Raw genomic sequence first — 24808 nt, 5'->3', positions numbered from 1 at the left:
CAGCCTGTCACGCCGACAGGTCGACCGCGTCCCCCACCGTCACGACGCCCGACTCCAGGACCCGGCAGATCGACCCGCCGCGGCGGCGCAGCGCGACCTGCGCGTCCGGGCCGATCGTGTCATCGAGCAGCTTGCAGGGAGCCGCGACGCGGACCACCTCCAGCAGGACGTCGCCGATGCGGATCAGGCTGCCGGGCTCACGCGGCACGACGCCGGAGGAGACCGTGATGTTGCGACGGGTCAGGCCCGGGTCGATGGCGGCGCCGAAGACCGCCTCGGCCTCCGTGAGCGCCTCCTGGCTCTGGATGCTCACCTGGCGGTGCCTGGAGCCCTCGTAGCGGTCGCCGACGATGCCCCGGGCGGCGACGATCTCGACGCTCGGCACCGAGCGGGTCGGGAGCCGCCGGCCCTTGGCCACGTGCAGCGCGGCCACGACCGGCCCGGGCGGGGGGACCGGAGCGGACGTCACGCCGAGAGGATAAGCCCGCTCGTCGGGACGCCGGTGCCCGCGGTGACCAGCACGTGCGGAGCCTCGACCGGGTTGACCGACGTGCCGCGGATCTGGCGCACGCCCTCGGCGATGCCGTTCATGCCGTGGATGTAGGCCTCGCCGAGCTGGCCGCCGTGGGTGTTGAGCGGCAGCCGCCCGCCCACCTCGATCGCGCCGTCGGCGACGAAGCCGGGCGCCTCCCCGCGTCCGCAGAAGCCGAGCTCCTCCAGCTGCATCAGGACGTACGGCGTGAAGTGGTCGTAGAGGATCGCCATCGGCATGTCGTCGGGGGTCAGGCCGGACTGGCGCCACAGCTCGCGGCCCACCACGCCCATCTCCGGGATGCCGATGTCGTCGCGGTAGTAGGAGGTCATCACGAACTGGTCGCGTCCGCTGCCCTGCGCCGCCGCCGCGATCACGGCCGGCTTCTGAGCCAGGTCGCGCGCCCGCTCCGCCGACACCACGACCAGCGCCACCGCGCCGTCGCTCTCCTGGCAGCAGTCGAGCAGGTGCAGCGGGTCGGCGATCATCCGCGAGGCCTGGTGGTCCTCGATCGTGATCGGCCTGCCGAAGAAGAACGCGTCGGGGTTGGTGGCGGCGTGCCGGCGGTCGGCCACCGCGACGGCGCCGAAGTCGCGCGAGGTGGCGCCGTACTCGTGCATGTAGCGGCGCGCCTGCATGGCCACGGTGGCGGCCGGGGTGCCCAGGCCCATCGGGTAGGTCCAGGCGTTGTCGAGGCCGTTGGTGTTGACCTGCGTGGCGGCCGCGAGCGAGAACTGCCCGAAGCGGCTCTCCGAGCGCTCGTTGAAGCCGCGGTAGCAGACCACGACGTCCGCGACCCCGGTCGCGACCGCCATCGCGGCCTGCTGCACGGTCGCGCAGGCGGCGCCGCCGCCGTAGTTGATCCGGCTGAAGAAGCGCAGCTCCGGGATCCCGAGCTCGCGGGCCACGGCGATCTCCGAGGAGGTGTCCATCGTGAACGTCGTCAGGCCGTCGACGTCCGCGGGGGTGAGCCCGCAGTCGGCCAGCGCGTGCTGCACGGCCTCGACGGAGAGCTGGAGCTCGGAGCGGCCGGAGGCCTTGGAGAACTCGGTCGCGCCGATGCCGGCGATCGCGGCCGCGCCCGACAGGGCGCTCACGCGACGACCCGCACGGTGCCGGCGACGTGGTCGCCCAGCGACACCGAGCCGACGACCGAGATGGTGGCGACGCCGTCCTCGACGGACTCGACCGTGCCGCGGAAGGTCAGCGTGTCGTAGGGGTGGGCGGGGGCGCCGAGGCGGATCGCGATGCCCTTCAGCTCGGCGTCGTGGCCGAGCCAGTCGACGACGTAGCGCTCCACGAGGCCGTTGCTGGTGAGGATGTTCAGAAAGATGTCCTTCGACCCCGACGCCTGCGCGACGTCGCGGTCGTGGTGGACGTCCTGCCAGTCGCGGGTGGCGATCGCGGTGCTCACGATCGTGGTCGGGGTCATCGGCAGGCTCCACTCGGGCAGCTGCTCGCCCACGGTCAGGGTCCTCATGCCTTCCTCCACACGGGCAGGGTCAGCTCGTCGTCGACGCGGTCGAAGTCGACGCGCAGGCGCATCCCGATCTCGATCTCGGCGTCCCCCGTCTCGTCCGACAGAGCGTCCGTCACCTCGCCGACCATCCGCACGCCCTCGTCCAGGTCGATGAGCGCCAGCACGATCGGCAGCTCCTTGCCCGGGACCGGGGGGTGGCGGTGGACGACGTAGGAGAAGACGGTGCCGGTGCCGGCCGCGACGACGTGGCCGCGGTCGAAGGCGCCGCACTCGGGGCAGGCCGGGCCGGGCGGGAAGCGCAGGAACCCGCAGGCGTTGCAGGTCTGGATGCGCAGCTCGCGCTCGGCGGTGCCGTCCCAGAAGAACTGCGAGTCGCGGCCGACCATGGGACGCACGGTCATGGCGTCTCCCTCGGCACGAACTTCAGGACCCGGAACAGCATGGTCGCCACGGCCTCGCTCCGCCCGTCCGGGTGGTCGACGTACCAGGTGTTGCGCGACGTCACGAAGTAGCCCTCGCCCATGGCGGTGCGCTTGGGGCCGACCACCGAGTCGAGCGCGCTGGTGACCCGCAGCTCCTCGCCGACGCGCAGGTAGCGCTCGTAGCTCTGCTCGCAGTTGGTCCCGAGCACGGCGGTGTAGCCGGCCGCGGTCAGGAACTCCGTCATCCGGCTGAGCGGGTCCTCCGGCGGCCGCTTGCGCCCCAGGCCGGGCATCGTCCAGACCTGCGCCATCGACGGCGGCGCCTCGCCGCTGCGGAAGCGCTCGTTGTCGTAGCCCATCGCGTCCAGCCAGGTGCCGATCGTGGGCTGGTTGACGGGGTACGGCGCCTGCGACTCCGACGCCTCGCCGAGGGCCTTGATGCGCTCGGCCTCGGCCATGATCTCGTCGTGCCCGACACTGGTCCGCGCGCTCATCGTGGGACCCGCGGGAGCCCGAGGCCGAACATCGCGATCAGCTCGCGCTGCACCTCCTGCACGCCGCCACCGAAGGTCAGGACCAGGTTGCGCTTGGCCTGGCCGTCGAGGTAGTCGAGCAGGTGCCGGGTCTCCTCCTCGGCCGGGTCGCCGTAGCGGTGGACGATGCCGGCCAGGTCGGCCGCGAGGTGCTGGACCTGGTCGGCGGCGAAGACCTTGGACGACGAGGCGTCCCCGACCGAGATCTCACCTGCCTCGCCGGCGCGGGCGACCTCCCAGTTGAGGAGCTCGTTGACCCGGAAGACCGCGGTCACGCGGCCCATGACGTCGCGGACGTCGGGCCGCTCGAGGACGCCGGCCTTGGTGGCCCAGTCGACGATCCGGTCGCGCAGCCCCTCGATGCGCCCGGCGGGGCCGAGCATGACGCGCTCGTGGTTGAGCTGGGTGGTGATCAGCTTCCAGCCCTGGTTCTCCTCGCCGACGAGCATGTCGACGGGGACGCGGACGTCGTTGAAGTAGGTGGCGTTGACGTGGTGGGAGCCGTCGGCGGTGATGATCGGGGTGAACGAGTAGCCGGGGTCCGACGTGTCGACGATCAGGATCGAGATGCCCCGGTGCTTGGGAGCGTCGGGGTCGGTCCGCACGGCCAGCCAGACGTAGTCGGCCTGGTGCCCGCCGGTGGTCCACATCTTCTGGCCGTTGACGATGAAGTGGTCCCCGTCGCGCCGGGCCGTCGTGCGCAGCGACGCCAGGTCGGTGCCCGCGTCGGGCTCGCTGTAGCCGATCGCGAAGTGCACGTCGCCCTGGAGGATCCGCGCGAGGAACATCTCCTTCTGCTTCTCCGTGCCGTAGCGGATCAGCGTGGGCCCGACGGTCTGCAGGGTCACGGCCGGCAGGTGCACGTCGGCGTGCTGGGCCTCGTTGGCGAAGATCGTCTGCTCGACCTCGCCGAGGCCGTGACCGCCGTACTCCTTCGGCCAGCCGACGCCCATCCAGCCGTCGGTGCCCATCTGCTTGACCACGCGCTGGTACGTCGGACCGTGCCTGTCACGGGCTTCATCTTCTTGGCCCATGTCGAGGTGCTGGTCGTGGGAGGCCAGGTCGGTGAAGTAGGCGCGCAGCTCGGCCTTGAGCGCGCGCTGGGTGGCAGTGAGCTCGAGGTTCTTGGTCGTCGGGTCCTCGAGGGGTACGTCGCAGGCCAGCGCGCCGAGCGTGGTGGCGATGTCGGTGACCCACGAGAAGTAGTGGTGCAGCGGGTAGGTCTCGTCGACGCCCATCCCACCGTGCAGGTGGTGGCACGTGCGCAGCGCGGGGGGCGCCTCGGCGCAGACCCAGTAGGCCGCGACGGCCAGGTCGTCGGTGACGTCGAGGCCCTCGCGGATCCGCCAGGCGGCGTTGTCGGCGGCGAGGTCGAGGGTCCGGGAGGCGATGTAGACGTCGGCGATCTGCATCGCGACGGCCTGGAACTCCGCCAGGCTACGCCCGAACTGGGTGCGCCCCTTGATGTAGCCGGCGGTCAGGTCGCGGGCGCCGGCCACGAGCCCGGCCGCGGTGATGGCCAGGCCGGCCACGGCGTGCTCGGTGAGCACCCGTGCCGCGTCGGGGCCGAGCAGCAGCTCGCCGGGCGCCCCGTCGAGGACCACCGTGTGGGTGGTGCGCCGTGCCGAGGAGCCGGACTCCAGCAGCGTCACGCCGGGGTCGGCGGGGTCGACCAGCGCGACGACCACGTCGTCGCCGTCGAGCGCGGTCACGAGCAGCCGTGCGGCGTCCGCGGCGTAGGTGACGCCGACCTTGCGGCCGGTGACCCGCCCGGCGGCGTACGTGGCGGTGGGGCGGTCCAGGATGCCGACGCCGACCTCGCGCAGCGCGGGCGTGAGGACGACCTCACCGGTCGCGACGCCCGCCAGGAGCGTCTGCTGCGTCTCCGAGCCGGTGGCGGCGATGGTGAGCGTGCCGCAGCAGAGCGTCTCCCAGACCGGCAGGTGCACCGCGCGGGCGCCGGTCTCGCGCAGCAGCACGCCGACCTCGGCGAGGCCGAGGCCCTCGCCACCCTGGGCCTGTGGAACCGCCAGGCCGAGCATGCCGGCCGACGCGAGCGCCGCCCAGTCCGCGTCCCGCTCCAGCGCCTGCTCGATGACCGAGCGCACTGCCGCGACGGACTCCTGGTCCGCCGGGGTGAAACCGTCCGCACCCACGTGGTTCTCCTGCCGTGTCGGGATCACGATGGTCGGCGGCGCGCCGCACCGGGGGCCGCCACCTGGCCGAAACTGTAACCTGTTCTAGTCTAGGTGACCACGGTCGGCGCAGCAGAGTCCCGACCGCGACGGAGGGACGGGGCCGCAGTGTTCTCACCGCGCGAGGTGCTGCGCAACCGGGTCTACCTGCCGTGGGCGCGGATCCCGCCGGGCCGGCTGCTGGAGCTGCCCGGTCGCGGCGGCTCGACGTACGTCACGGACACGCCGGGGCCCTCCCCGGAGTCTCCCACGCTGGTGCTGCTCCACGCGCTCGGCTGCACGGGCCTGCTCACGTGGTACCCCGCCATCGAGCCGCTGTCTCGGCGCTTCCGGGTGGTGACGATGGACCAGCGCTGGCACGGCCAGGGCATCCGCAGCGAGGAGCTCTCGCTGCGCGACTGCGCCGACGACGTCGCCGCGCTCATCGACGTGCTCGAGCTGCGGGACGTCATCGTCGGCGGCTACTCGATGGGGTCCGTCGTGGCCCAGCGCGTGTGGCGCCAGCATCCCGACAAGCTGCAGGGGCTGCTGCTCTGCGCGACCACCGACCGCTTCCGGCTCAACCCCGCGGAGCAGGTGTTCTTCGCCGGCATGGGCGCCTCCATGGTCGGCGCGCGCGGCCTGTCCCGCTCGCGCACGGCGATCACCGCCGCCCGCGCCGCCGCTCGAGCCGTGGACCTGGCCCCCTCGGACATGCACGAGTGGGCGATCCGGGAGTTCCGCAGCACCAGCCCGTGGGCGGTCGGCCAGGCCCTCGCGGCCCTGGGCCGCCACCACTCGCGCCCTTGGCTCGGGAAGATCGACGTCCCGACCGCGGTCGTGGTCGGCACCCGCGACAAGGTGATCCCGCCGCGGCGCCAGGTCGCCCTCGCCCGGTCGATCCGCGGCGCCACGCTCCACGAGGTCGACGGGGGTCACGCGATGTGCGTCCTCGAGGCGGAGAGCTTCGTCCCGGTCGTCGTCGAGGCCGCCAACACGGTCGACGCGCGCCGCCGGGACTTCGCGCGGCGCTGAGCTCTCAGCGCTTGCGCACCCGCTTCCCGACCAGGGTCTGGGGCTTGGCGGGCACCCCCGCCTGGGCGAAGACCGCGACCGCCTTGGCGGGGTAGGCGAGCCTCGCGGTCAGCCGGTGCCCGCGGTCGGCGCGCTTGATCTTGTAGCTGGTGCCCGCGGCCCGGCGGATCACCTTGCCGTCCCGGAGCCACGTGATGGCGAACCTCATGTCCGCCTTGGCCATGCTCATGTAGGCGCGGAGCCCGGGCGAGACCACCACGGCCAAGCGCCGTCCCACCACGGGCCGGCCCGTGATCCTGCCGGGGGCCGGGGTCCGCAGGGTGACGACCGCCGGGGTGTCGGAGTCCGTCACCATGAGCACCGGCGAGAACGAGCGGGTCGGCACCGTGCCGCTGAGCATGTCGAAGCTGCAGGGGTCGATCTTGAAGCACGCCAGTCCGCCCCACGGCGAGATCGAGGCCAGCGCGTAGCTGCCCGCCTCCTTCTCCCCCGTCCAGGAGGAGAAGGGCACCAGGCCGCCGGCGTCGCCCGTCGGCCCGATCAGGGAGAGCGCGCCGTCCGCGGTCCTGGCCACGACCTGGGCCACCATGGGCCGGCCCAGGTGGTCGACCACCTTCACGGTGGCCACGCCGAGGCCGTCCCCGTCGACGGCGCCCGACGGCGGCGCTGCGGCCAGCAGGGAGAGGAGCAGGGCGGCGGCGGTCGTGGCGCCGGCGGCGCAGCGGCGCAGGGAGCGGTTCCGAGGAGAGGTCACGCAACCACGGTAGGTGCCGCGGAGCGCATTCTGAGAAGAACTCGACTATCACCGGAACTGTCTAGACCGCCTACCTTTCTCGTAGGGTCAGTCCGCCGCGGCGGCCGCCCTCGTCGTGCGGCGGGCGCGCGCCCGCCTGATCGGCGTGACCTCCTCGGGCGCCCGGACGGCCTCGGTCAGCTTGGCGAGCTCGGTCGGGAAGTGTCGCACCAGCGCGTCGACGTCGGGCATGGACTCGCGGCACGCGATCACCCCGACGTGGAGCCGGCCGTTGTTGGACATCACCGTGATGTTGACGCCGGCCCCGTGGAAGACCGGTCCGAGCGGGTAGAGGCCGACGATCTCGGCGCCCATGAAGTAGAGCGGGAACGGTGGCCCCGGCACGTTGGAGATCACCAGGTTGTGCACGACCGGGTGTTTCTCGGCGAGCCGCAGCCCGGCGTAGGCGCGCACGGCGAGCCCGAAGGTGCGTGGCGCCGCGAACTCCGCCCAGTCCTGCAGCGCGTCCGCGCTGATCGCCTGGTGGTGCTCCTTGGCGTGACGGTTGGACTCGGCCAGCTCCTGGAGCCGCTCGAGCGGGTCCTCGACGTCCGTGCCGAGCGTGGCGAAGAGGGTGGAGACCTTGTTGGCGCCGCCCTCGCGCTGCGACTGCTCGCGCACGCTGACCGGCACCGAGGCCAGCAGCGAGCTGTCGGGCAGCTCGCCGCGCTCGTCGAGGTAGGCGCGCAGGGCGCCGCCGGCCAGCGCCAGCACGACGTCGTTGACGGTGGTGCCGGTGGCCGTCTTGACCGCCCGCACCTCCTCCAGGCCGACGTCCACGACGCCGATCGTGCGGTGGCCCGTGATGGTGCCGTTGAACGACGTGCGCGGAGCCGTGAGGGGCGCGGCCATCGCCGTGCCGGCGCGTGCCCGTCCGACGGTTCGTGCGACGCCCTTGACCGTCGGGGCGACGATCCTGGCGGCGTGCACGGGCAGCGCGAGGTTGGTGAGCAGCGCCCGGCCGAGCAGCTCGCGCAGGCCCGGCTCACGTCCGTGACGCTCATCGGTGGTCTGCACGAGGGGCGCGGCGTCGGGCTCCAGCGCACACAGGTGGGAGATCAGGTTGGAGCCGGAGACGCCGTCGACGGTCGCGTGGTGCATCTTGGAGAACACCACGACCTTGTCGCCGCCCTCGTAGCCCTCGATCACCCACATCTCCCACAGCGGACGCGACCGGTCCAGCGGCAGGGCCGCGAGGTGGGAGGCGAGCGAGACGAGCTCGTCGTAGCCACCCGGCGCCGGGAGCGCGAGCCGGTGCACGTGCCGCTCGATGTCGTACTGCCGGTCCCGGACCCAGATCGGGTGGTCGAGGCCCAGGGGGACGCGGCGCAGCTTGCGCGTGAACGCCGGGACGTCCTTGACCTGCTGGTCGATGCCGGCCTGCATGGCCGCGAAGGAGTAGCCGCCCGGGATGGTGCTCGGGTCCAGGACGATGAGCCCACACACGTGCATGAGCTGGGCCGGCGTCTCGAGGTAGAGGAAGCTGGCGTCGAGTCCTGACAGGCGGTCCATGGCGGCATCCTAGGTCTGAAGAGTGGAACGTGTTCTAAACGCTGCACTAGCCTGATCGTTATGGGGTTCCGTCGCCGCCAGGTCGTCACCGCCGCGCTCACCGCCAACGCGATCCGGCCCGTGCCGGGCTTCCAGGTGGGCATCCCCGCCTTCTTCGCCGGGTGGCTCACCGGCGAGCTCGCCCCGCACGTGCTGGCCCTCACCGCGGCCGACGCCCTCACCCACGCCCGCGGACGCCGTCGCGACCCGATGGGGCTGGCGCTGGCCGGCCTGAGCGCAGCGGGCCTGGCCTTCCTGGTCGGCCAGGCACGGCGGGTCCGCGAGGTCGCCGAGGACTCGCTGACCGAGGCGCTCGGCGCGGAGTACGTCGAGCAGCTCGACGCCGCGCCCACGCCGGCCGACCTGGCGGTGCCGTGGCGCTCGCTGGTCTACCCCTTCCGCATGCGCTCGGCGCAGGTCCGCGTCGAGCGCGACATCGCCTACAACGACCACGGGCGCCGGGGCCGGCTCGACGTCTACTCCCCCGCCTCGAGCCCGGTCGAGGGCGCGCCCGTGCTGCTCCAGGTGCACGGCGGCGCGTGGACCATCGGCACCAAGGAGCAGCAGGGCATCCCCCTGATGCAGCACCTCGCCGCCAAGGGCTGGGTCTGCGTGGCGGTCAACTACCGGCTCGCGCCGCGCGACCCCTTCCCCGCCCAGGTCATCGACGTCAAGCAGGCGATCGCGTGGGTGAAGGACAACATCGCCTCCTACGGCGGCGACCCCGACTACGTCGCGATCACCGGCGGCTCCGCCGGGGGTCACCTCGCGTCGCTGGCCGCGCTCACCGCCGACGACAAGGGATGGCAGCCCGGCTTCGAGGACGCCGACACCTCGGTGCAGTGCGCCGTGCCGCACTACGGCGTCTACGACCTCGCGGGCTCGACCGGCCTGAGGAGCGCCGAGCGGATGCGCGACGGCTTCCTGTCCCGGCGGGTCCTGCGGACCAGCTGGCAGGACCACCCCGAGCTCTTCGAGGCCGCGTCCCCGTTGCTGCGGATCACCCCCGACGCACCGGACTTCTTCGTGCTCCACGGCAGCCGGGACACCCTCGTCGGCGTCGACCAGGCGCGGCTCTTCGTGGCCCGCCTGCGCGAGATCTCCCGGCGCTCGGTCGTCTACGCCGAGCTGCCCGGCGCCCAGCACGCCTTCGACGTCTTCCCCTCGATCCGCTCCTCGCACATCGTGCGCGCCATCGACCGCTACCTCCACTGGCACTGGAGCTCCTGGCGACACGACCGCGCGTCGGCTTGAGGTTCTTCCCTCCTGGGCGCCCGGCGGGGTCTACCCTGCACCTACCGGCACCCCCACCGGTACCAGGAGGGCGCGCGCCATGGCCAGGCTGCTGGTCGTCGACGACGACGAGGACATCCGCGAGCTGCTCTCGCTCGCCCTGGGCATCGCGGGGCACCAGGTGCTGACCGCCTCCGACGGGCCGGCCGCGCTCGGCCTGCTCGCCGAGGAGCGGGTCGACCTGATGGTGCTGGACGTGTCGATGCCGCAGATGTCGGGTCTGGAGGTCGCGCGCCGGGTGCGCGCCACACCCCCGACGTCCGAGCCGCTGATCCTGATGCTCTCGGCGATGGCCGACCCCGACGACATCGCGGCCGGGATCGCGTCCGGCGCCGACTCCTACGCCACCAAGCCGTTCACGATCCCCGCGCTCACGCAGGCCGTCCAGAGGCTCCTCGAGGGGCGCCCTTCGTGTCCCTGACCCCGTGGGCGCCGTCGACCCCGACGGCCCTGCTGGCGGGGAGGGGGCTGCCCGGCGTCGCGCTGGGGTACGTCGCCGTGTTCGTGCTCGCGGTCCTCTCGGTGCACTTCGCGCCGCCGGACTCCGACGTCGCCACGTGGTGGCCGGCGGCCGGGGTCGGCTCGGCCATGGTGGTGCTCAGCCCGCCGCGCCACTGGCCGGCGCTCCTCGGTGGCGTCCTGGTCGTGACCGGCGCCGCCAACGCCCTGGAGGGCCGCGGCCTCGAGGTCGCGGCCCTCTTCGGGCTCGGCAATGCCGCCGAGAGCCTGGTCCTGGCCCTGGTCCTGCGCGCCGGCCGCGCGCCGCGGTCGTCCCTCGTCCCGATGCGCGCGCCCGAGGACCTGCCGCGCGTGCTGGTGGCCATCGCCGCCGGCGCCATGACGGCGGGCACCCTCGTCGCCGCCACCGTGGCGATCGCGCTGGAGGGGTCCTTCGCCGCCACCTGGACCAACGTCACGGCCGCCCACGGCGCCGCCACGCTGCTGATCCTGCCGCTGGCCCTGATGGTCGGGGACCCGCAGGCACGGCTGAGCGACGACCCGCGGGTGCTGCAGGCCGTCCAGGTGGTCGCGACGCTGGGCGCCTTCGCCCTCGTCCACCACTCCGGCCAGTCGCTGCCCCTGGCGTTCCTCCCGCTGCCGCTGCTCGTGTGGGGCGCCCAGGTGCTCTCGCCACGCGCCCTGGCGCTCGAGGCACTGGCCGCCGGCCTGATCGTGACCGCGCTCGCCACCGAGGGCGGCGGCCCGTTCGGCTCGGACGGTGACATCTCCGCACGCGTCCGCGACGCGCTCGTGCAGCTGGACCTCGTGGTCATCGCCCTGGTCTCGCTGCCGCTCGCGCTCAACGTCAGCCAGCGGCGGGCGGCCCTCCGCGAGGCCGTGGCGGTCGGCGAGACCTACCGCCGCAGCATGACCGAGTCCGTGATCGGCACGCTGCTCCTGCGCCCGACCGACGGCGGGCTCCACGTGCTGGACCTCAACGAGCCGGCCGGCGACCTGCTCGGCGTACGGCGCGACGACCTGCTCGGCCGCGACTGGGCGGACGCGCTCGGCCCGCACGGCGGCCTCGTGGTCGACGCCGCCCGCGAGATGACCGCAGGACGGCGCAGCGGCTGGGAGCACGAGCTGTGGTTCGCGACCGAGCCGGCCAGGTGCGTGCGGCTGGCCCTCTCCTGGGTGCCCGACACCTCCTCGGGCGACCTGGTCGTGGCGCAGCTGGTCGACCTCACCGAGCAGCGGGTGGCGCAGCGCTCGCTCGAGAAGGAGCTGGGCTTCAACGCCGCCCTGCTCGACGCGACCACGGGCATCTCGATCATCGCGGCCGACCGCGACGGCCTGGCGACGTACGTCAACCGGGGCACCCGCCGGCTGCTGGGCTACGCGCCGTCGGACCTGGTGGGCCGCCGGCACCTGGTGGACCTCTACGACCCCGAGGAGCTGCGCGAGCGCCCGGCCGAGACCGAGCTGGGCGCCCCGGTGTCCGGCGACTGGACCTTCGTGGGCGCCGACGGGCGGCGGCTCCGGGTCAGCGTCAGCGTCACCCCGTTGCGCGACGCCGCCGGCGAGCTCATCGGCTACCTCCAGGTCGGCGAGGACGTCACCGAGCGCGCGCTGGCGCAGGACGCGCTGCGGGCGGCGCTGGAGAAGGAGCGCCAGGGCGTGGAGGAGCTCGAGCGGCTGGACCGGTCGAAGTCGGACTTCCTCGCGACCGTCAGCCACGAGCTGCGCACGCCCATGACGAGCATCATGGGCTTCAACGAGCTCCTCGCCAGCGAGGCGGTCGGACCCGTCAACGAGCGGCAGCGCGAGCTGCTGCGCCGGGGCACCAGGGCCGGCCAGCGGCTGCTCGGCCTGATCGAGAACATCCTCACCATGTCGCGCACGGAGTCGCTCGTCGAGAGCGCCCACCACGTCCCGCTCGACCTGGGCGCGCTGCTGGTCCGGGTGGTCGAGACGACCGAGCCGCTGGGCGACGGCGAGCTGACGGTGACGCTGACCCTGCCGCCCTCCGGCGACGTGCGCGTCGTCGGCGACGCCGCGCAGCTCGAGCGCGCGCTGGTCAACGTGGTCTCCAACGCGATGAAGTTCACTCCCGGCGGCGAGGTCCGCGTCGCGCTGGGGTCGGTCGGGGACGACGCCGGCCAGCCGGGGCGGGCCGTGGTCACCGTCGAGGACACCGGCATCGGGATCCCCGTGGAGGAGCAGGGCCGGCTGTTCGAGCGCTTCTTCCGGGCCAGCAGCGCGGTGCGGGCCTCGATCCCCGGCACCGGCCTGGGACTGGCGATCGTGCGCACCATCGTGCAGGCGCACGCCGGCACGGTCACCGTCGACTCCCAGCCGGGCGAGGGCACGACCGTCCGGATCTCGCTGCCCCTGCACCCGTCGCGCTGAGCCGCGCGCGCTCAGCGGGGCAGGCCGAGGATCCGCTCGCCGACGACGTTGCGCAGGATCTGGGTGGTGCCGCCGGCGATGGACAGGCAGCGGGTGTTGAGCAGCTCCCACACCGCCGCGCGCACCTCCTCGTCGTCGGTGAGCATCGCGCGCTCGCCGTGGAGCTCGACGACGAGCTCCGCGCTGTCCTGGCGGTTGCGCACGCCCAGGAGCTTGGCCACGCTCGACTCGGCGCCGGGGCCCTGGCCGGCGAGCGAGCGCAGCGTGGAGCGCACGCCGAGCAGCGAGCAGACCGTCGACAGCGCGACGGCGTGGCCGACCCGCACCCGCTGGGCGTCCGTCAGGCCGCCGGCCGCGAGGACCACCGCCCGCTCGACGCTCTTGTCGAGCCGGCTCGTGGCCATAGCGACGCGCTCGTTGGCCAGCGTGGTGCGGGCCAGCCGCCAGCCGTCGCCGACCTCGGCGACGAGGCAGTCGTCCGGCACGAAAACCTCGTCGAGGAACACCTCGTTGAAGAGCGCCTGGCCGGTGATCTCGCGCAGCGGACGGACGTCGATGCCCTCGCTGCGCATGTCGACCAGGAAGTAGCTGATGCCCCGGTGCTGCGGCACGTCCGGGTCCGTGCGGGCCAGGCAGATGCCCCAGTCGGCGCGCTCGGCGACCGAGGTCCACACCTTCTGGCCGGTGAGCCGCCAGCCGCCGTCGACCTTGTCGGCGCGGGTGCGCAGGGAGGCCAGGTCGGAGCCCGACCCCGGCTCGGAGAACAGCTGGCACCACACGAGCTCCCCCAGCAGCGACGGGCGCACGAAGCGCTCGCGCTGCTCGTCGGTGCCGTGCTCCAGGATGGTCGGCAACGCCCACCCGGCGATGACGATGTCGGGGCGCGTCACCTGGGCGCGGGCCAGCTCCTGGTCGATCACGATCTGGGTCACCGGGTCGGCGCCGAGTCCGTAGGGCTCGGGCCAGTGCGGGGTCAGCAGTCCGGTCTCGACGAGCTCGGCGCGCTGGTCGTCGGCCGCCGCGACGCGGTCCGCCCGGGCCGCGAGGTCGGCGCGGATCTGCTCGTCCCGCCCGCCGAGGTCGACGCGCACCGTGCGCCGTACGCCGGAGACGGCGCGGGCGGTCAGCCGCTCGGCGGCGGCGTCGGCGTCGCCCAGCAGCGCGCGCAGGGTGAGGGCGCGGCGGAGGTAGAGGTGGGCGTCGTGCTCGTAGGTGAAGCCGATGCCGCCGAGCACCTGGATGCAGCTCTTGGCGACGGCGACGGCGCCGTCGAGGGCGACCGTCTCGGCGACGTCGGCCGCGAACGCCCACTGCTCCTCCTCGCCGAACGCGACCGAGGCGACGTCCCACGCGGCCGCCGTCACGGCCTCGGCGGTCTCGAGCATCTCGGCGCACAGGTGCTTGACCGCCTGGAAGGCGCCGATCGGCCGGCCGAACTGCTCGCGGACCTTGGCGTGGTCGGCGGCGGTCTGCACGCACCAGCGCGCGATCCCGGACGCCTCGGCGGCGGCGAGGGTCACGGCCGTGCGGCGTACGACGTCTGCGGTGAGGCCCGGCACGGGCAGGACGCCGTCGGCGGCGCGGTCCGCCCGGACCGAGCCGAACCGGCGGCTCAGGTCGACCCCGGTCACCGGGGTGACGTCCACCGCGGCCGCCGGGACGACGTGCCAGTGCTCGTCGTCGTCGGGGACCAGCAGGTGGGTGGCTCCCGGCGCGTCCCACACGACCTCGAGCCGGGCGTCGAGCGCGAGCCCGAGGCGCGCGCCCTGGGCGAGCGCCTGCGAGAGCCCGGCCGTCTCCCCCAGGAGCGCCGCCGCCACCGCGGTGGACAGCAGCGGCCCGGGCACCAGCTCGTGGGCGCACGCCTCGAGGGCCACGGCGACGTCGAGCACGCTGCCGCCACCGCCTCCCGCGGACTCCGGGAGCCCGATGGTGGCGACCCCCATCTCGCCCACGGCGCGCCACACGTCGTCGAACGTCGCCGCTGGGTCCTCCGCGGTCGCCCGGACCGCCGCGGGTCCGTCGAGGGACGCGGCCCACTTGCGCAGGCTGGCCGCCAGCTCGACGTGCTCGTCCGCGATCCCGATCGACATGCGGCGCCCTTCCGTGGCGGCAGAAAACTAGAACGTGTTCCATATCCTAGAGTGCGGCCCGTGCCCGACACCAGCATGCCCGCGGACCTGCTCGCCCACGCCCTCGCCGCCAAGGGCTTCATGCCCGAGGACGAGGGTGACCTCCTGCACCGGGTCGCCCGTGAGCGGCTGCCGCACGGCCTCGCGCTCGAGGTCGGCACCTACTGCGGCAAGTCGGCCATCTACCTCGGCGCCGCGGCGCGCGAGGTCGGTGGCACCGTGGTCACCGTCGACCACCACCGCGGCTCGGAGGAGAACCAGGCCGGCTGGGAGCACCACGACCCCACGCTCGTCGACGCCGAGCTCGGCCTCATGGACACCCTCCCGGTCTTCCGCCGCACCATCGCCGACGCCGGCCTCGAGGATCAGGTCGTCGCGGTCGTCGGCCGCAGCACCACCGTCGCGCGGCTGTGGCGCACGCCGCTGTCGCTGCTCTTCATCGACGGCGGCCACGCCGAGGAGCACGCCCAGAACGACTACTCCGGCTGGGCCCACTGGCTGGTGCCCGGCGGCGCCCTGGTCATCCACGACGTCTTCGCCGACCCCGCCGACGGCGGCCAGGCGCCCTACCACGTCTTCCAGCGCGCCCTCGCCGGCGGCGCCTTCGCCGAGTCCCACGCCCTGGGCTCCCTCCGCGTCCTCACCCGCACCTCCGGCGACCCCGGCGACCCCGTCGGGTGACCCGCCCGAGAGTTTCGGGCGGGTCGGCGTTCAGACGGGGTCGCCGACCACGCAGTCGCACTCGAGCATGAGCTCGGTGAAGTGGGGGGCCAGCGAGGTGCCGCGGTAGATGCCGGAGCCGGCGGTGCTGTGGCCGTGGGTCTCCCCCAGGGCGTCGACGGCGAGGATGACCGCGGCGGCGGTGTAGGTCGTGTGCTCGTGGGGCCAGTAGACGTCGTCGCCGTAGACCCAGCCGGTCCAGTAGGCGCCGTCGTCGCCGCGCAGGTGCTGCATGTCGCGCAGCAGCGTCATCGCGCGGCGGTGGTCGCCCAGCCCGTCGAGCGCCATGACGAGCTCACAGGTCTCGGCGCCCGTCACCCACGGGTTGGTGTCGACGCAGCGGATGCCGAGGTCGGGCACCACGAACTCGTCCCAGCGGCTGGCGACCAGGTCGAAGGCGTCGGGGCCGCGGACGGCGCCGCCGAGGACCGGGTAGTACCAGTCCATCGAGTACGTCGCCTTGTCCTCGAACAGGTCGCGGTGCTCGCGCAGGGCGTGGCCGAGCCTGCCGCCGGCCAGCTCCCACTCCGGCTGCGGGTCGTCGAGCAGGTCGGCCAGCGCCACGCCGGCGCGCAGCGAGTGGTAGATGCTCGACGAGCCGGCGAGCAGCGCGAAGGACTCCGTGGGGGTCCAGTTGATGCCGCCGAACGGCAGCTGCTGGGACACGACCCAGTCGAGGCCGGCCCGCACCGAGGGCCAGAAGCGCTGCACGAACCCGAGGTCGCGGCGCACCAGCCAGTGGTGCCACACGCCCACCGCGAGGTAGGCCGACATGTTGACCTCGCCGCGGGGGTCGTCGACCTCGCCACCGACGATCTTCATGGGCCACGAGCCGTCCTCGCGCTGCAGGGTGGGCACCCACTCGTAGGCGCGCTCGGCCGCCTCGACCTGCCCGCCGACCAGCAGCGCCATGGCGGCCTCGACGTGGTTCCAGATGTCGACGTGCTCACCGGTGGTCCACGGGATGGCCCCGGTGGGCTCCTGCATCGACGCGATCGAGGCCGCGGTCTGCGCCACCTGCTCGGCGGTCAGGACGCCGTCGACGTAGGGCAGCTGGGCCAGCGACTCAGACATCGACGTCCGCGGTCTCGGGCTTGCGGAAGTACAGCACCATGCTCTTGCCGATCAGCGGGTCCAGGACCTTGCCGGCGACCTGCAGCGCCTTCGGCTGCTTCATGATCTCCCAGACCAGGAGCTTGTGGTAGGCGCGGGCCAGCGGGTGCTCGTCGTTCTCGACCCCGACCGCGCACTTGATCCACCAGTAGGGCGCGTGCAGGCCGTGGGCGTAGTCCTTGCCCTCGAAGACCATGGCCTCGCCGGGCGTCCCGTCGTTGAAGCGGCCGGCCTTGGTGACCTTGTCGACCAGCTCGTGGTCGGTGTAGATCCGGATGTGGCCGCCCTCGGCGTTGTGGTAGTCGTCGGAGAGCTTCCAGTTGATGACCTCGGGCAGCCAGCGCGGCACCGAGATCGCCAGCGTGCCGCCGGGACGCAGCACGCGCACCAGCTCCTTGATGGCCTCGACGTCGGCGTGGATGTGCTCGAGCACCTCGGCGGCCACGATCCGGTCGAACTCGCCATCGGCGAAGGGCAGCTGCAGGGCGTCGCCCTGCTTGATGTCGGCCTCGGCGCCCTCGGGCACCTCGCCGGCCTCCTTCATCGCGGAGAAGAGCTCGCGCACCCCGGCCAGCTCGTCGGCGTCCATGTCGAAGGCGACGACGTCACCGCCGCGGCGGTACATCTCGAAGGCGTGGCGACCGGCGCCGCAGCCCATGTCGAGGACCCGGTCCCCGGGGCGCAGCCCCAGGCGGTCGAAATCAACGGTCAGCAACGGAAGAACGCTCCTTCTGGAAGTCGGCGATGACGTGCTCGTACGCCGCGGCGACGGTAGCGGCCACCGCGCGCCAGCTGAACAGCTCCTCCACCCGGGCGCGTCCGGCGGCACCCATGCGGGCCCGGCGCTCGGGGTCGTCGAGGAGCCCCTCGATGGCCGCCTGGAGCTCGCCGACGTCGCCGGGGGTGACGACCTCGGCGCACACGCCCTCGGGACCGACGACCTCGGGGATGGCGCCGGCGCGCGACACGACGAGTGGGGTGGCGCAGGCCATCAGCTCGGCCGTGGGCAGGCTGAAGCCCTCGTAGAGGGAGGGCACGCACGCCACCTCGGCGGAGCCCATCAGGTCGACGAGCTCCTCCTCGGTCATGCCGCTCACGAAGCGCACGGAGTCGCCGATCGACAGCTTCTCGATCAGCTTCTCGGTGCGCCCGCCGGGCGCGGGCTTGGTCACCAGGACCAGCTCGACGTCGCGCTCGGTGCGGATCTTGGCGAACGCCTCCAGCAGGGTGTTGATCCCCTTCATGGGCGCGTCGGCGCTGGCCATGGCCATGATCCGGCCGGGCACCCGGGGCTTGGTGGGGGGCCGGAAGCCGTCGTCCACGCCGAGCAGGATGACCTGCATCCTGGCCGGGTCGACGCCGAAGTCCGTGGCGATGTCGCGCTTCGACGTCTCCGACGGCGTGAGGATCCACCGCAGCTGCCGGGCGACCTTGCCCTGCATCCGCAGGAAGCCGTACCAGCGACGCAGCGTGACCTTGCGCCACGGGTTGCGCGTCTGCTGGAGGTCGATGCGGCGGTCGAAGGTGATGGGGTGGTGCACGGTCGCGATGAGCGGGAGGCCCAGCTTCTCGATGTCGAGCATGCCGTAGCCGAGGACCTGGTTGTCGTGGGCGATGTCGAAGTCGTCGCGGCGGTCCGCGAGCAGCCGCGCGACCCGCGAGCTGAACGTCTTGGGCTCCGGGAAGCCGGCCACGCACATCGTGGCGAACTCCTCGACGTCGATGCGGTCGCGGAACTCGCGCAGCTTGGGCACCCGGAAGGGGTCGGGCTCGCGGTAGAGGTCCAGGCTCGGCACCTTGGTCAGCGTCACGCCCGGGTCGAGGTCGGGGTAGGGCTGGCCGGAGAACACCTCCACCGTGTGGCCCAGGTTGGTCAGCTCGCGGCTGAGGTGGCGCAGGTAGATCCCCTGACCCCCGCAGTGCGGCTTGCTGCGGTAGGACAGCATGGCGATGCGCACGTGGCACGGCCCTCTCTGTGGTGCGCCCCCGACGTGGGGGTGCTGCGGCATCCGGACACTAGCCGGGTGGCTGACACGCCGGGCCGGACGAAGTGGAACGTGTTCCTATTATGTCCCACGACTTGGTAGCCTGGTGACGCAAGTAGTGAACCGCCTACGGTCCTCCGCACATTCCACCGTCGCAACGTGCTGAGAGACACACGATCTTGGGGAGCCCCAGTGAGCATCGCCAACTCCTTGACGGTGGACGATCTCGGATCTGCCGCCCAGCGCGACCGCCGCAAGCGCATCCTCGACGCCACCTACGAGCTCGCCTCCGAGGGCGGCTTCGACGCCGTGCAGATGCGCGCCGTCGCCGACCAGGCCGAGGTCGCGCTCGGGACCCTCTACCGCTACTTCCCCTCCAAGATCCACCTGCTCGTCTCCGCCCTGGGTCGGGAGTTCGAGCGCGCCGAGGCGCTCCTGCGCGAGAAGCCGATCCCCGGTGACACCGCCGCCGAGCGCGTCATCTTCGTGCTGAAGAAGACCACCCGCGGCCTGCAGGGCGACCCGCACCTCACCGAGGCGCTGACCCGCGCGTTCATGTTCGCGGACAGCTCGGTGGCCCACGAGATCCACTCCGTCGGCATGCTGATGACGTCGATGCTCACCCACGCCATGCACCCGGGCGTCACCGACCTCACCGAGGACGACGTGGCGATCGCCCGCGTGATCGGCGACGTCTGGCTCTCCGCCCTGGTCGCCTGGGTCACCGGACGCTCCACGGCCGCCGAGACCGGCGCCCACATGGAGAACGCCGTCCACCTGCTCCTTCGAGACTGAGCGGACCTAGAGTCCCTTGCCGACCAGACCCACCAGGTCGGCGATCGAGTCGCACACCATCGTCGGGCGGTAGGGGAAGCGCTCGACCTCGCCGGGCTGCGTCGAGCCGGTGGTCACCAGGATCGTGCGCAGGCCAGCCTCCAGGCCGCTGATGATGTCGGTGTCCATGCGGTCGCCGATCATCACCGTCGTCTCGGAGTGCGCGTTGAGCCGGTTGAGGGCCGAGCGCATCATCAGCGGGTTGGGCTTGCCGATGAAGTAGGGCTGACGACCCGTCGCCGTGCTGATCAGCGCGGCCACCGAGCCGGTCGCCGGCAGCTTGCCGGCGTGGCTGGGGCCGCTCGCGTCGGGGTTGGTCGCGATGAAGCGGGCGCCTGCGTCGACCAGCCGGATCGCCCGGGTGATCGCTTCGAAGGAGTAGGTGCGGGTCTCCCCCAGCACGACGTAGTCGGGGTCGCGGTCGGTCATCACGTAGCCGATGTCGTGCAGCGCCGTCGTCAGCCCGGCCTCCCCCACGACGTACGCCGTGCCGTGCGGGCGCTGGTCGAGCAGGAACTGCGCGGTGGCCAGCGCCGAGGTCCAGATCGCGTCCTCGGGCACGTCGATGCCGCTGCCCAGCAGCCGCGCCCGCAGGTCGCGCGGGGTGAAGATCGAGTTGTTGGTGAGCACCAGGAACGGCAGCCCCGAGCTCTTCAACGCCTTCACGAACTCCTGGGCACCCGGGATCGGCACCTCCTCGTGCACCAGCACGCCGTCCATGTCGGTCAGCCAGGTCTGCACGGGGCGGTCGTCCATGGCCCCATTGTGTCCCCATCCGGCCCGCGGACGCGCCCCGAGCCCTAGACGCTGGCTCGCTCGCTGGCGCGGAGCACCTCGAAGGGCTCGGCATAGCGCGTGTGCGTCAGCTGGCGCGCCCAGTAGCGCGCGCTCGCCACGACGAGGTCGGGCTCGAGGTAGTGACGGGTGGCCTGGGACCGGTAGCTGGCCAGGACGTCGACCTTGGCGTGGATGGTCGCGTCGACCGCCACGAACTTCGTCGGGGCGAACTCGTTGCGCGAGGACGGCGACTGGTAGCAGAAGAGCTGCGGCACCCGCCGCGCCGCGATCACCGTCGCGTGGTGGACGGCGCGGTGGTCCTGGTGGTTGTCGGCGGCGGAGTGGACGTAGACCGTCGTGGGGCGCACGGTGGCGATCACGCCCTCGATCAGCGTGATCATGCCGGGCTCGTCCTCCATGCGCGTGTCGGGGAGGTCGCCCATCAGCAGCTCGGCCGACAGGGCCACGGCGGCCCCCACGGCCTCGCGCCGGCGGTCTTCGCGGTGTCCACCCACGGCGCCCCTGCTGAGCGTCAGGATGCTCACCGGGTGACCCAGCGCGCGGTGCCGCAGGAGGGTGGCGCCGGCCCCGATCTCCACGTCGTCGGGATGGGCGCCGACGGCCAGCACCCGCTCGCCCTCGCGACCCTCCTCGTGCAGGAGGAGCCGCTGCACGGCGGACTCGTCACCGGGGTCCACGACCTCCGACAGGCCCGCGCGCAGTGCCCGGAGCAGGCCGCCGGCACCCGACCCGGGGCCGGCCAGCACGCACACCCGTGTCTGGGGCGCCAGGTCCCGCACGGTGCGCAGGATCTCGACCGTGCTGTCGTCCAGCAGGTCGGCGTCCACCAGCAGCAGCGCCGGGGCACCGGAGAGCTCGACCAGCTCGGGCGTCTCGACCGGGGTCAGGAGCAGCGGGAGGTGGCCCGCGTCCAGCAGCGCGGTCATCAGCCGGTCGAGGCCGGCCGAGCCCCAGACGAGCACGACCTGCTCCGGCCCCGATGCCTCGCGGACGATGCCCTCCGGCAGCCCGTCAGCGGGTGCGTGCGCTCCGAACGAGCTCATCGGTACCTCCGTCCAGGTGAGCGGCGAGCGTACGCGATCCTCGCCGGCTACCGGTCCAGGAACGCCGCCGTCGAGCCGCCGAGGTCCATGGGCGCCATGCCCAGCTTGCGGTGGTCCCAGGAGCGGGTGCGGACGGCGTCGAGCCGGACGACGACGCGGTTCTTGGCCATCAGCTCCACGAACGGCTTGAGCTCCTCGGTGTAGGGCGCGTTGTAGCGCTCGAACACGTTGACGCACACGTCCCAGACGACGTCGGGGTCCTCGATCACGGTGCCGGTGCCCTCCAGCGCCACGCCGCGCAGCTGGTCGTAGGTGTGGCCGGCCTCGACGAGGAACGACATCGTCGGGTCGCGGCGCAGGTTGGCCACCTTCTGCGACTTGAGCTTGGTCTCGATCCACACGTGGTCGTCGTGCACGGCGTACCACATGCCGACCAGGTGGGGCCGGCCCTGCGGGCCGAGGGTGGCGACGGTGGCGCTGCGCTGCTGCTGCAGGAACTCCGCCACCTCGTCGGGGCTCATGACGATCTGTGCTCGCTGGTTGGCCATGCGCTCAGACTGTCACAGTGACACTGTCAGTGTCATCCATGTCCGGACCTCAGCCGCCGAACGCGTGCGTAGAGGTCACGCCGCCGTCGACCGCGATCTCGGCGCCGTTGATGTAGGCGGACTCCTCGCTGGCCAGGAAGACGTAGAGCGGGGCGACGTCCTCGGGGTGCCCGACCCGGCGCAGCGGCACCCGGGAGGCGCCGTACTCCATCGCGGCGTCGCCGCCGTGCACCCGCGTCATGGGGGTGTCGATCATGCCCGGGTGCACGGAGTTGACCCGGATCCCCTTCGGGCCGAGCTCCATCGCGGCGCACTTGGTCATGCCGCGGATGGCCCACTTGGTGGCGGCGTACGCCGTGCAGCCGGCCATGCCGGCCAGGCCCTCGACCGACGAGGCGTTGATGATCGAGCCGCCGCCGTTCTTGCGCATGGTGCGGGTGACCGCCTGCATGCCGAGGAAGCAGCCGAGCTGGTTGACGCGCCACAGCAGCTCCACCTCGTCGGAGCCCATGCGCTCGATGTCGCCGAAGCGCAGGATGCCGGCGTTGTTGGCCAGCACGCTGACGGGACCGAAGCGCCCGTTGACGTCCTCGACCACCGCGGTCCACGACCCCTCGTCGCTGACGTCGTGGCGCACGAAGTGCGCGGCGTCCCCCAGCTCGTCGGCCAGCGCGCGCCCCTCGGCCTCCGCGATGTCGGCGAGCACCACCTGGGCGCCCTCGGCGACGTAGGCGCGCACGATGCCGGCGCCCTGTCCCTGCGCGCCGCCGGTGACGATCGCGACCTTGCCGTCGAGACGACCCATGTGGTTCTCCTGGTGAGCTGTGGCTAGAGGGTGAGCTGCATGATCGAGTCGGCCGCGAAGCCCCGGGCGGGGTCGCGGCCCTCGAAGTAGCCGCCGAGCTGCTGGTCGAGGTCGTCCAGCGTCCAGGCGGTGCCGGCCTTGTCGAAGCGCTGCTCGACGACCGGCGCGGCCACGAGCGCGACCATGCCGCCGTAGACGACGAAGACCTGGCCGGTGATGGACTCCGCGGCCGGCGAGGCGAGGTAGGCGACGAGCGGGGCGACGTGCTCGGGCGAGTAGGGGTCGACCTCGAGCCCGGACTCGTCCTCGCCGAACACCTGGGCGGTCATGGCGGTGCGGGCGCGCGGGCAGATCGCGTTGGCGCGCACGCCGACCTTGCCCAGGCCGCGCGCGGTCGAGAGCGTCAGGGCCGTGATGCCGGCCTTGGCGGCGGCGTAGTTGGCCTGGCCGGGCGAGCCGCCCAGGAACGCCTCGGAGGCGGTGTTGACGACCCGCGCGTAGACGGGGGCGTCGAGCTCCTTGGACCGCGCCCGCCAGTAGGACGCGGCGTTGCGGGAGAGCAGGAAGTGCCCGCGCAGGTGCACGCGGATCACCGCGTCCCACTCGTCGTCGCTCATGTTGAAGAGCATCCGGTCGCGGGTCATCCCGGCGTTGTTGACGACGATGTCGAGGGAGCCGAAGCCGTCGACGGCCGCGGCCAGCATCGCGTCGGCGGTGGCGCGCTCGGAGACGTCGCCCTCGACGATGCTCACCTCGCCGCCGGCAGCCTTGATCTCGTCGGCCGCCTCGTCGGCGGCGCCGGGCAGGTCGTTGAGGACGACGCGGGCACCGGCCGCCGACAGGGCGAGCGCCTCGGCGCGGCCCAGTCCGGCGCCGGCCCCGGTGACGACGGCGACGCGGCCGTCGAGGGACAGGTCGTGCGAGGACATGCGGCTCCTACTCGGTGAGCGAGATCGCGGCACGCGGGCAGGCCGCCACGGCGCGCTTGACGTTCTCGACGTTCTCGTCGGTCGTCTCGTCGGTCTTGACCTGGAGGTAGTCGTCGTCGTCCAGCTCGAACACCTCGGGGGCCATGGCCTCGCAGAGCGCGTTGGACTCGCACAGGTCGAAGTCGACCTTGATCTTCATGGGTGTCTCCTTCATCTGCCCGGGCATCTGACCCGGTCAGGCCTCGGACGAGTGGCCAGGGAACACCTTGGCCGTGGGGTCGATGGCGACGGTGGCGTTGTTGACGGCGGTCGCGGCCTCGCCGAAGCCGACCGCGATCAGGCGCACCTTGCCGGGGTACTCGGTGATGTCGCCGGCGGCGAACACCCGCGGCAGGTTGGTGCGCATCGCGGGGTCGACGACGATGTGGCGCTTGAGGACCTCGATCCCCCACTGCTGCAGGGGCCCGAGGTCGGCGATGAAGCCCAGCGCCGCCACCACCGCCTGCGCGGGCAGCCGGGTGGTCTCGCCGTCCACGGTGACGTCGACGGAGGCCACGGTGTGCTCGCCGTCGATCGCGCTCACCTCGGCCTTGGTGATGATGCGCACCGAGGAGTCGCGCACCTGCTGCACCGTGCGCTCGTGGGCACGGAAGGCGTCGCGGCGGTGCACGAGCGTGACCGACCTCGCCACGGGCTCGAGGTGGACCGCCCAGTCGAACGCGCTGTCGCCTCCGCCGACGATGACCACGTCCTTGCCGGCGTACGGCGCGAAGCTCGGCACGAAGAACTCCAGGCCGCGCCCCAGCCAGTCGCCCTGCGCCGGCAGCGGGCGCGGGCTGAACTTGCCGATGCCGGCGGTGATCAGCACGGCGCCGGCCCGGACCTGGGTGCCGTCGTCGAGCCCGACGGTCACGCCGTCGTCGTCGTGGACCAGCGTGGCGGCGGTGCGGTCGAGCAGGTAGTGCGGGGAGGCCGTGGCCGCCTGCGTCACGAGCCCCTCCACGAGCTCGCGGCCCTTGACGCTCGGGAAGCCCGCCACGTCGAGGATCTGCTTCTCGGGGTACATCGCCGTGATCTGCCCGCCGAGCTCGGGCAGCGAGTCGACGACCGCCACGCGGTGGCCGCGGAAGCCGGCGTAGTAGGCGGCGTAGAGGCCCGTCGGCCCGGCGCCGACGATGAGCAGGTCGGTCTCGACACTCTGGCCCGGCCCGGGGGCAGCTGTGGTCACGTCGCGATCC

At 72.8% G+C, this 24808-nt stretch carries 25 protein-coding genes; 6 read left to right on the top strand and 19 right to left on the bottom strand.

Annotation, left to right across the window (positions count from 1 at the left end):
• Nucleotides 1–7: 7 nt before the first annotated feature.
• The 6 genes from E4622_RS05445 to E4622_RS05425 are packed head-to-tail and all read right to left on the bottom strand — an operon-like array spanning nucleotide 8 to nucleotide 5123.
• Nucleotides 8–469 (bottom strand): MOSC domain-containing protein, encoded by a 462-nt coding sequence (locus tag E4622_RS05445; protein ID WP_134739016.1) that lies wholly within the window; start codon nucleotides 467–469, stop codon nucleotides 8–10.
• Nucleotides 466–1629, bottom strand: a complete 1164-nt coding sequence (locus tag E4622_RS05440) for a lipid-transfer protein (protein ID WP_134739015.1) — start codon at nucleotides 1627–1629, stop codon at nucleotides 466–468. The genes E4622_RS05445 and E4622_RS05440 overlap by 4 nt, the downstream gene beginning before the upstream one ends.
• Nucleotides 1626–2012, bottom strand: coding sequence for a MaoC family dehydratase (locus E4622_RS05435; protein WP_134739014.1), 387 nt, complete (start codon nucleotides 2010–2012; stop codon nucleotides 1626–1628). Before E4622_RS05435 ends, E4622_RS05440 begins: the two co-directional genes overlap by 4 nt.
• On the bottom strand, nucleotides 2009–2413 hold the full coding sequence (locus E4622_RS22665; RefSeq protein WP_167735984.1) for an OB-fold domain-containing protein: 405 nt from the start codon (nucleotides 2411–2413) through the stop codon (nucleotides 2009–2011). The genes E4622_RS05435 and E4622_RS22665 overlap by 4 nt, the downstream gene beginning before the upstream one ends.
• A complete protein-coding gene (locus tag E4622_RS22660) occupies nucleotides 2410–2928 on the bottom strand; it encodes a MaoC family dehydratase N-terminal domain-containing protein (protein WP_167735983.1) in 519 nt (172 codons plus the stop codon). The genes E4622_RS22665 and E4622_RS22660 overlap by 4 nt, the downstream gene beginning before the upstream one ends.
• Complete coding sequence (locus tag E4622_RS05425) at nucleotides 2925–5123, bottom strand: acyl-CoA dehydrogenase (protein ID WP_134739013.1); 2199 nt, start codon at nucleotides 5121–5123, stop codon at nucleotides 2925–2927. The genes E4622_RS22660 and E4622_RS05425 overlap by 4 nt, the downstream gene beginning before the upstream one ends.
• A gap of 147 nt (nucleotides 5124–5270) precedes the next feature.
• Here E4622_RS05425 and E4622_RS05420 point away from each other — a divergent pair, with 147 nt between their 5' ends.
• Nucleotides 5271–6176 carry an alpha/beta hydrolase gene (locus E4622_RS05420; protein WP_209021790.1) on the top strand — a complete coding sequence of 302 codons (906 nt, stop codon included), beginning with the start codon at nucleotides 5271–5273 and terminating at the stop codon, nucleotides 6174–6176.
• Nucleotides 6177–6180: 4 nt separating this feature from the next.
• On the opposite strand, the gene E4622_RS05415 is transcribed toward E4622_RS05420, so the two are convergent.
• Nucleotides 6181–6930, bottom strand: coding sequence for a hypothetical protein (locus E4622_RS05415; RefSeq protein ID WP_134739012.1), 750 nt, complete (start codon nucleotides 6928–6930; stop codon nucleotides 6181–6183).
• An 87-nt stretch (nucleotides 6931–7017) separates the two neighbouring features.
• A complete protein-coding gene (locus E4622_RS05410; protein WP_134739011.1) occupies nucleotides 7018–8481 on the bottom strand; it encodes a wax ester/triacylglycerol synthase family O-acyltransferase in 1464 nt (487 codons plus the stop codon).
• 60 nt (nucleotides 8482–8541) lie between these two features.
• Here E4622_RS05410 and E4622_RS05405 point away from each other — a divergent pair, with 60 nt between their 5' ends.
• The 3 genes from E4622_RS05405 to E4622_RS05395 all read left to right on the top strand — a co-directional run bounded on the left by E4622_RS05405 (nucleotide 8542) and on the right by E4622_RS05395 (nucleotide 12663).
• On the top strand, nucleotides 8542–9774 hold the full coding sequence (locus E4622_RS05405; protein WP_134739010.1) for an alpha/beta hydrolase: 1233 nt from the start codon (nucleotides 8542–8544) through the stop codon (nucleotides 9772–9774).
• 79 nt (nucleotides 9775–9853) lie between these two features.
• The gene (locus E4622_RS05400) at nucleotides 9854–10234 is read left to right on the top strand and encodes a response regulator (protein WP_134739009.1); all 381 of its coding nucleotides are present in this window, start codon (nucleotides 9854–9856) and stop codon (nucleotides 10232–10234) included.
• The gene (locus E4622_RS05395) at nucleotides 10225–12663 is read left to right on the top strand and encodes an ATP-binding protein (RefSeq protein ID WP_134739008.1); all 2439 of its coding nucleotides are present in this window, start codon (nucleotides 10225–10227) and stop codon (nucleotides 12661–12663) included. The genes E4622_RS05400 and E4622_RS05395 overlap by 10 nt, the downstream gene beginning before the upstream one ends.
• Before the next feature lie 11 nt (nucleotides 12664–12674).
• Here the strand turns inward: E4622_RS05395 and E4622_RS05390 are convergent, their stop codons facing one another.
• Complete coding sequence (locus E4622_RS05390) at nucleotides 12675–14756, bottom strand: acyl-CoA dehydrogenase (protein ID WP_134739007.1); 2082 nt, start codon at nucleotides 14754–14756, stop codon at nucleotides 12675–12677.
• A 60-nt stretch (nucleotides 14757–14816) separates the two neighbouring features.
• Here E4622_RS05390 and E4622_RS05385 point away from each other — a divergent pair, with 60 nt between their 5' ends.
• Nucleotides 14817–15476: a class I SAM-dependent methyltransferase gene (locus E4622_RS05385; protein ID WP_245155893.1), complete on the top strand. Its 660-nt coding sequence runs from the start codon at nucleotides 14817–14819 to the stop codon at nucleotides 15474–15476.
• A gap of 30 nt (nucleotides 15477–15506) precedes the next feature.
• On the opposite strand, the gene E4622_RS05380 is transcribed toward E4622_RS05385, so the two are convergent.
• From E4622_RS05380 to E4622_RS05370, 3 genes are read right to left on the bottom strand one after another with little or no spacing between them, the layout of a single operon-like run.
• Complete coding sequence (locus tag E4622_RS05380) at nucleotides 15507–16589, bottom strand: prenyltransferase (RefSeq protein ID WP_134739006.1); 1083 nt, start codon at nucleotides 16587–16589, stop codon at nucleotides 15507–15509.
• Nucleotides 16582–17343, bottom strand: coding sequence for a methyltransferase domain-containing protein (locus E4622_RS05375; RefSeq protein WP_134739005.1), 762 nt, complete (start codon nucleotides 17341–17343; stop codon nucleotides 16582–16584). Before E4622_RS05375 ends, E4622_RS05380 begins: the two co-directional genes overlap by 8 nt.
• A complete protein-coding gene (locus tag E4622_RS05370) occupies nucleotides 17330–18586 on the bottom strand; it encodes a glycosyltransferase family 4 protein (RefSeq protein WP_134739004.1) in 1257 nt (418 codons plus the stop codon). Before E4622_RS05370 ends, E4622_RS05375 begins: the two co-directional genes overlap by 14 nt.
• A gap of 219 nt (nucleotides 18587–18805) precedes the next feature.
• Here E4622_RS05370 and E4622_RS05365 point away from each other — a divergent pair, with 219 nt between their 5' ends.
• A complete protein-coding gene (locus E4622_RS05365) occupies nucleotides 18806–19408 on the top strand; it encodes a TetR family transcriptional regulator (protein ID WP_134739003.1) in 603 nt (200 codons plus the stop codon).
• A 6-nt stretch (nucleotides 19409–19414) separates the two neighbouring features.
• Here E4622_RS05365 and E4622_RS05360 read toward each other — a convergent pair whose 3' ends face one another.
• The 7 genes from E4622_RS05360 to E4622_RS05330 are packed head-to-tail and all read right to left on the bottom strand — an operon-like array spanning nucleotide 19415 to nucleotide 24798.
• A complete protein-coding gene (locus E4622_RS05360) occupies nucleotides 19415–20203 on the bottom strand; it encodes an HAD-IIA family hydrolase (protein WP_134739002.1) in 789 nt (262 codons plus the stop codon).
• 44 nt (nucleotides 20204–20247) lie between these two features.
• Complete coding sequence (locus tag E4622_RS05355; RefSeq protein ID WP_134739001.1) at nucleotides 20248–21288, bottom strand: PIG-L deacetylase family protein; 1041 nt, start codon at nucleotides 21286–21288, stop codon at nucleotides 20248–20250.
• A 47-nt stretch (nucleotides 21289–21335) separates the two neighbouring features.
• Complete coding sequence (locus tag E4622_RS05350; RefSeq protein WP_134739000.1) at nucleotides 21336–21836, bottom strand: PPOX class F420-dependent oxidoreductase; 501 nt, start codon at nucleotides 21834–21836, stop codon at nucleotides 21336–21338.
• Between the two features lie 49 nt (nucleotides 21837–21885).
• Nucleotides 21886–22641, bottom strand: coding sequence for a glucose 1-dehydrogenase (locus tag E4622_RS05345; RefSeq protein ID WP_134738999.1), 756 nt, complete (start codon nucleotides 22639–22641; stop codon nucleotides 21886–21888).
• Between the two features lie 23 nt (nucleotides 22642–22664).
• Nucleotides 22665–23570, bottom strand: coding sequence for a 3-oxoacyl-ACP reductase (locus E4622_RS05340; RefSeq protein ID WP_209021789.1), 906 nt, complete (start codon nucleotides 23568–23570; stop codon nucleotides 22665–22667).
• Nucleotides 23571–23577: 7 nt separating this feature from the next.
• Nucleotides 23578–23769, bottom strand: coding sequence for a ferredoxin (locus tag E4622_RS05335; RefSeq protein ID WP_134738998.1), 192 nt, complete (start codon nucleotides 23767–23769; stop codon nucleotides 23578–23580).
• 36 nt (nucleotides 23770–23805) lie between these two features.
• Nucleotides 23806–24798 (bottom strand): NAD(P)/FAD-dependent oxidoreductase, encoded by a 993-nt coding sequence (locus tag E4622_RS05330; RefSeq protein WP_134738997.1) that lies wholly within the window; start codon nucleotides 24796–24798, stop codon nucleotides 23806–23808.
• Between the last annotated feature and the right edge of the window lie 10 nt (nucleotides 24799–24808).

Origin of the sequence: Nocardioides sp. 503 (assembly GCF_004522095.1) — a bacterium.
In the GTDB taxonomy this organism is placed as follows: Bacteria; Actinomycetota; Actinomycetes; order Propionibacteriales; family Nocardioidaceae; genus Nocardioides.
This window is presented reverse-complemented; position numbering and strand designations above follow the sequence as displayed.

Bases quoted from the DNA above. Each gene is read 5' to 3' on its own strand.
- E4622_RS05435 (WP_134739014.1), bottom strand. From the start codon at position 2,012: ATGAGGACCCTGACCGTGGGCGAGCAGCTGCCCGAGTGGAGCCTGCCG.
- E4622_RS22665 (WP_167735984.1), bottom strand. From the start codon at position 2,413: ATGACCGTGCGTCCCATGGTCGGCCGCGACTCGCAGTTCTTCTGGGAC.
- E4622_RS22660 (WP_167735983.1), bottom strand. From the start codon at position 2,928: ATGAGCGCGCGGACCAGTGTCGGGCACGACGAGATCATGGCCGAGGCC.
- E4622_RS05410 (WP_134739011.1), bottom strand. From the start codon at position 8,481: ATGGACCGCCTGTCAGGACTCGACGCCAGCTTCCTCTACCTCGAGACG.
- E4622_RS05405 (WP_134739010.1), top strand. From the start codon at position 8,542: ATGGGGTTCCGTCGCCGCCAGGTCGTCACCGCCGCGCTCACCGCCAAC.
- E4622_RS05400 (WP_134739009.1), top strand. From the start codon at position 9,854: ATGGCCAGGCTGCTGGTCGTCGACGACGACGAGGACATCCGCGAGCTG.
- E4622_RS05390 (WP_134739007.1), bottom strand. From the start codon at position 14,756: ATGTCGATCGGGATCGCGGACGAGCACGTCGAGCTGGCGGCCAGCCTG.
- E4622_RS05380 (WP_134739006.1), bottom strand. From the start codon at position 16,589: ATGTCTGAGTCGCTGGCCCAGCTGCCCTACGTCGACGGCGTCCTGACC.
- E4622_RS05360 (WP_134739002.1), bottom strand. From the start codon at position 20,203: ATGGACGACCGCCCCGTGCAGACCTGGCTGACCGACATGGACGGCGTG.
- E4622_RS05355 (WP_134739001.1), bottom strand. From the start codon at position 21,288: ATGAGCTCGTTCGGAGCGCACGCACCCGCTGACGGGCTGCCGGAGGGC.
- E4622_RS05350 (WP_134739000.1), bottom strand. From the start codon at position 21,836: ATGGCCAACCAGCGAGCACAGATCGTCATGAGCCCCGACGAGGTGGCG.
- E4622_RS05345 (WP_134738999.1), bottom strand. From the start codon at position 22,641: ATGGGTCGTCTCGACGGCAAGGTCGCGATCGTCACCGGCGGCGCGCAG.
- E4622_RS05340 (WP_209021789.1), bottom strand. From the start codon at position 23,570: ATGTCCTCGCACGACCTGTCCCTCGACGGCCGCGTCGCCGTCGTCACC.
- E4622_RS05335 (WP_134738998.1), bottom strand. From the start codon at position 23,769: ATGAAGATCAAGGTCGACTTCGACCTGTGCGAGTCCAACGCGCTCTGC.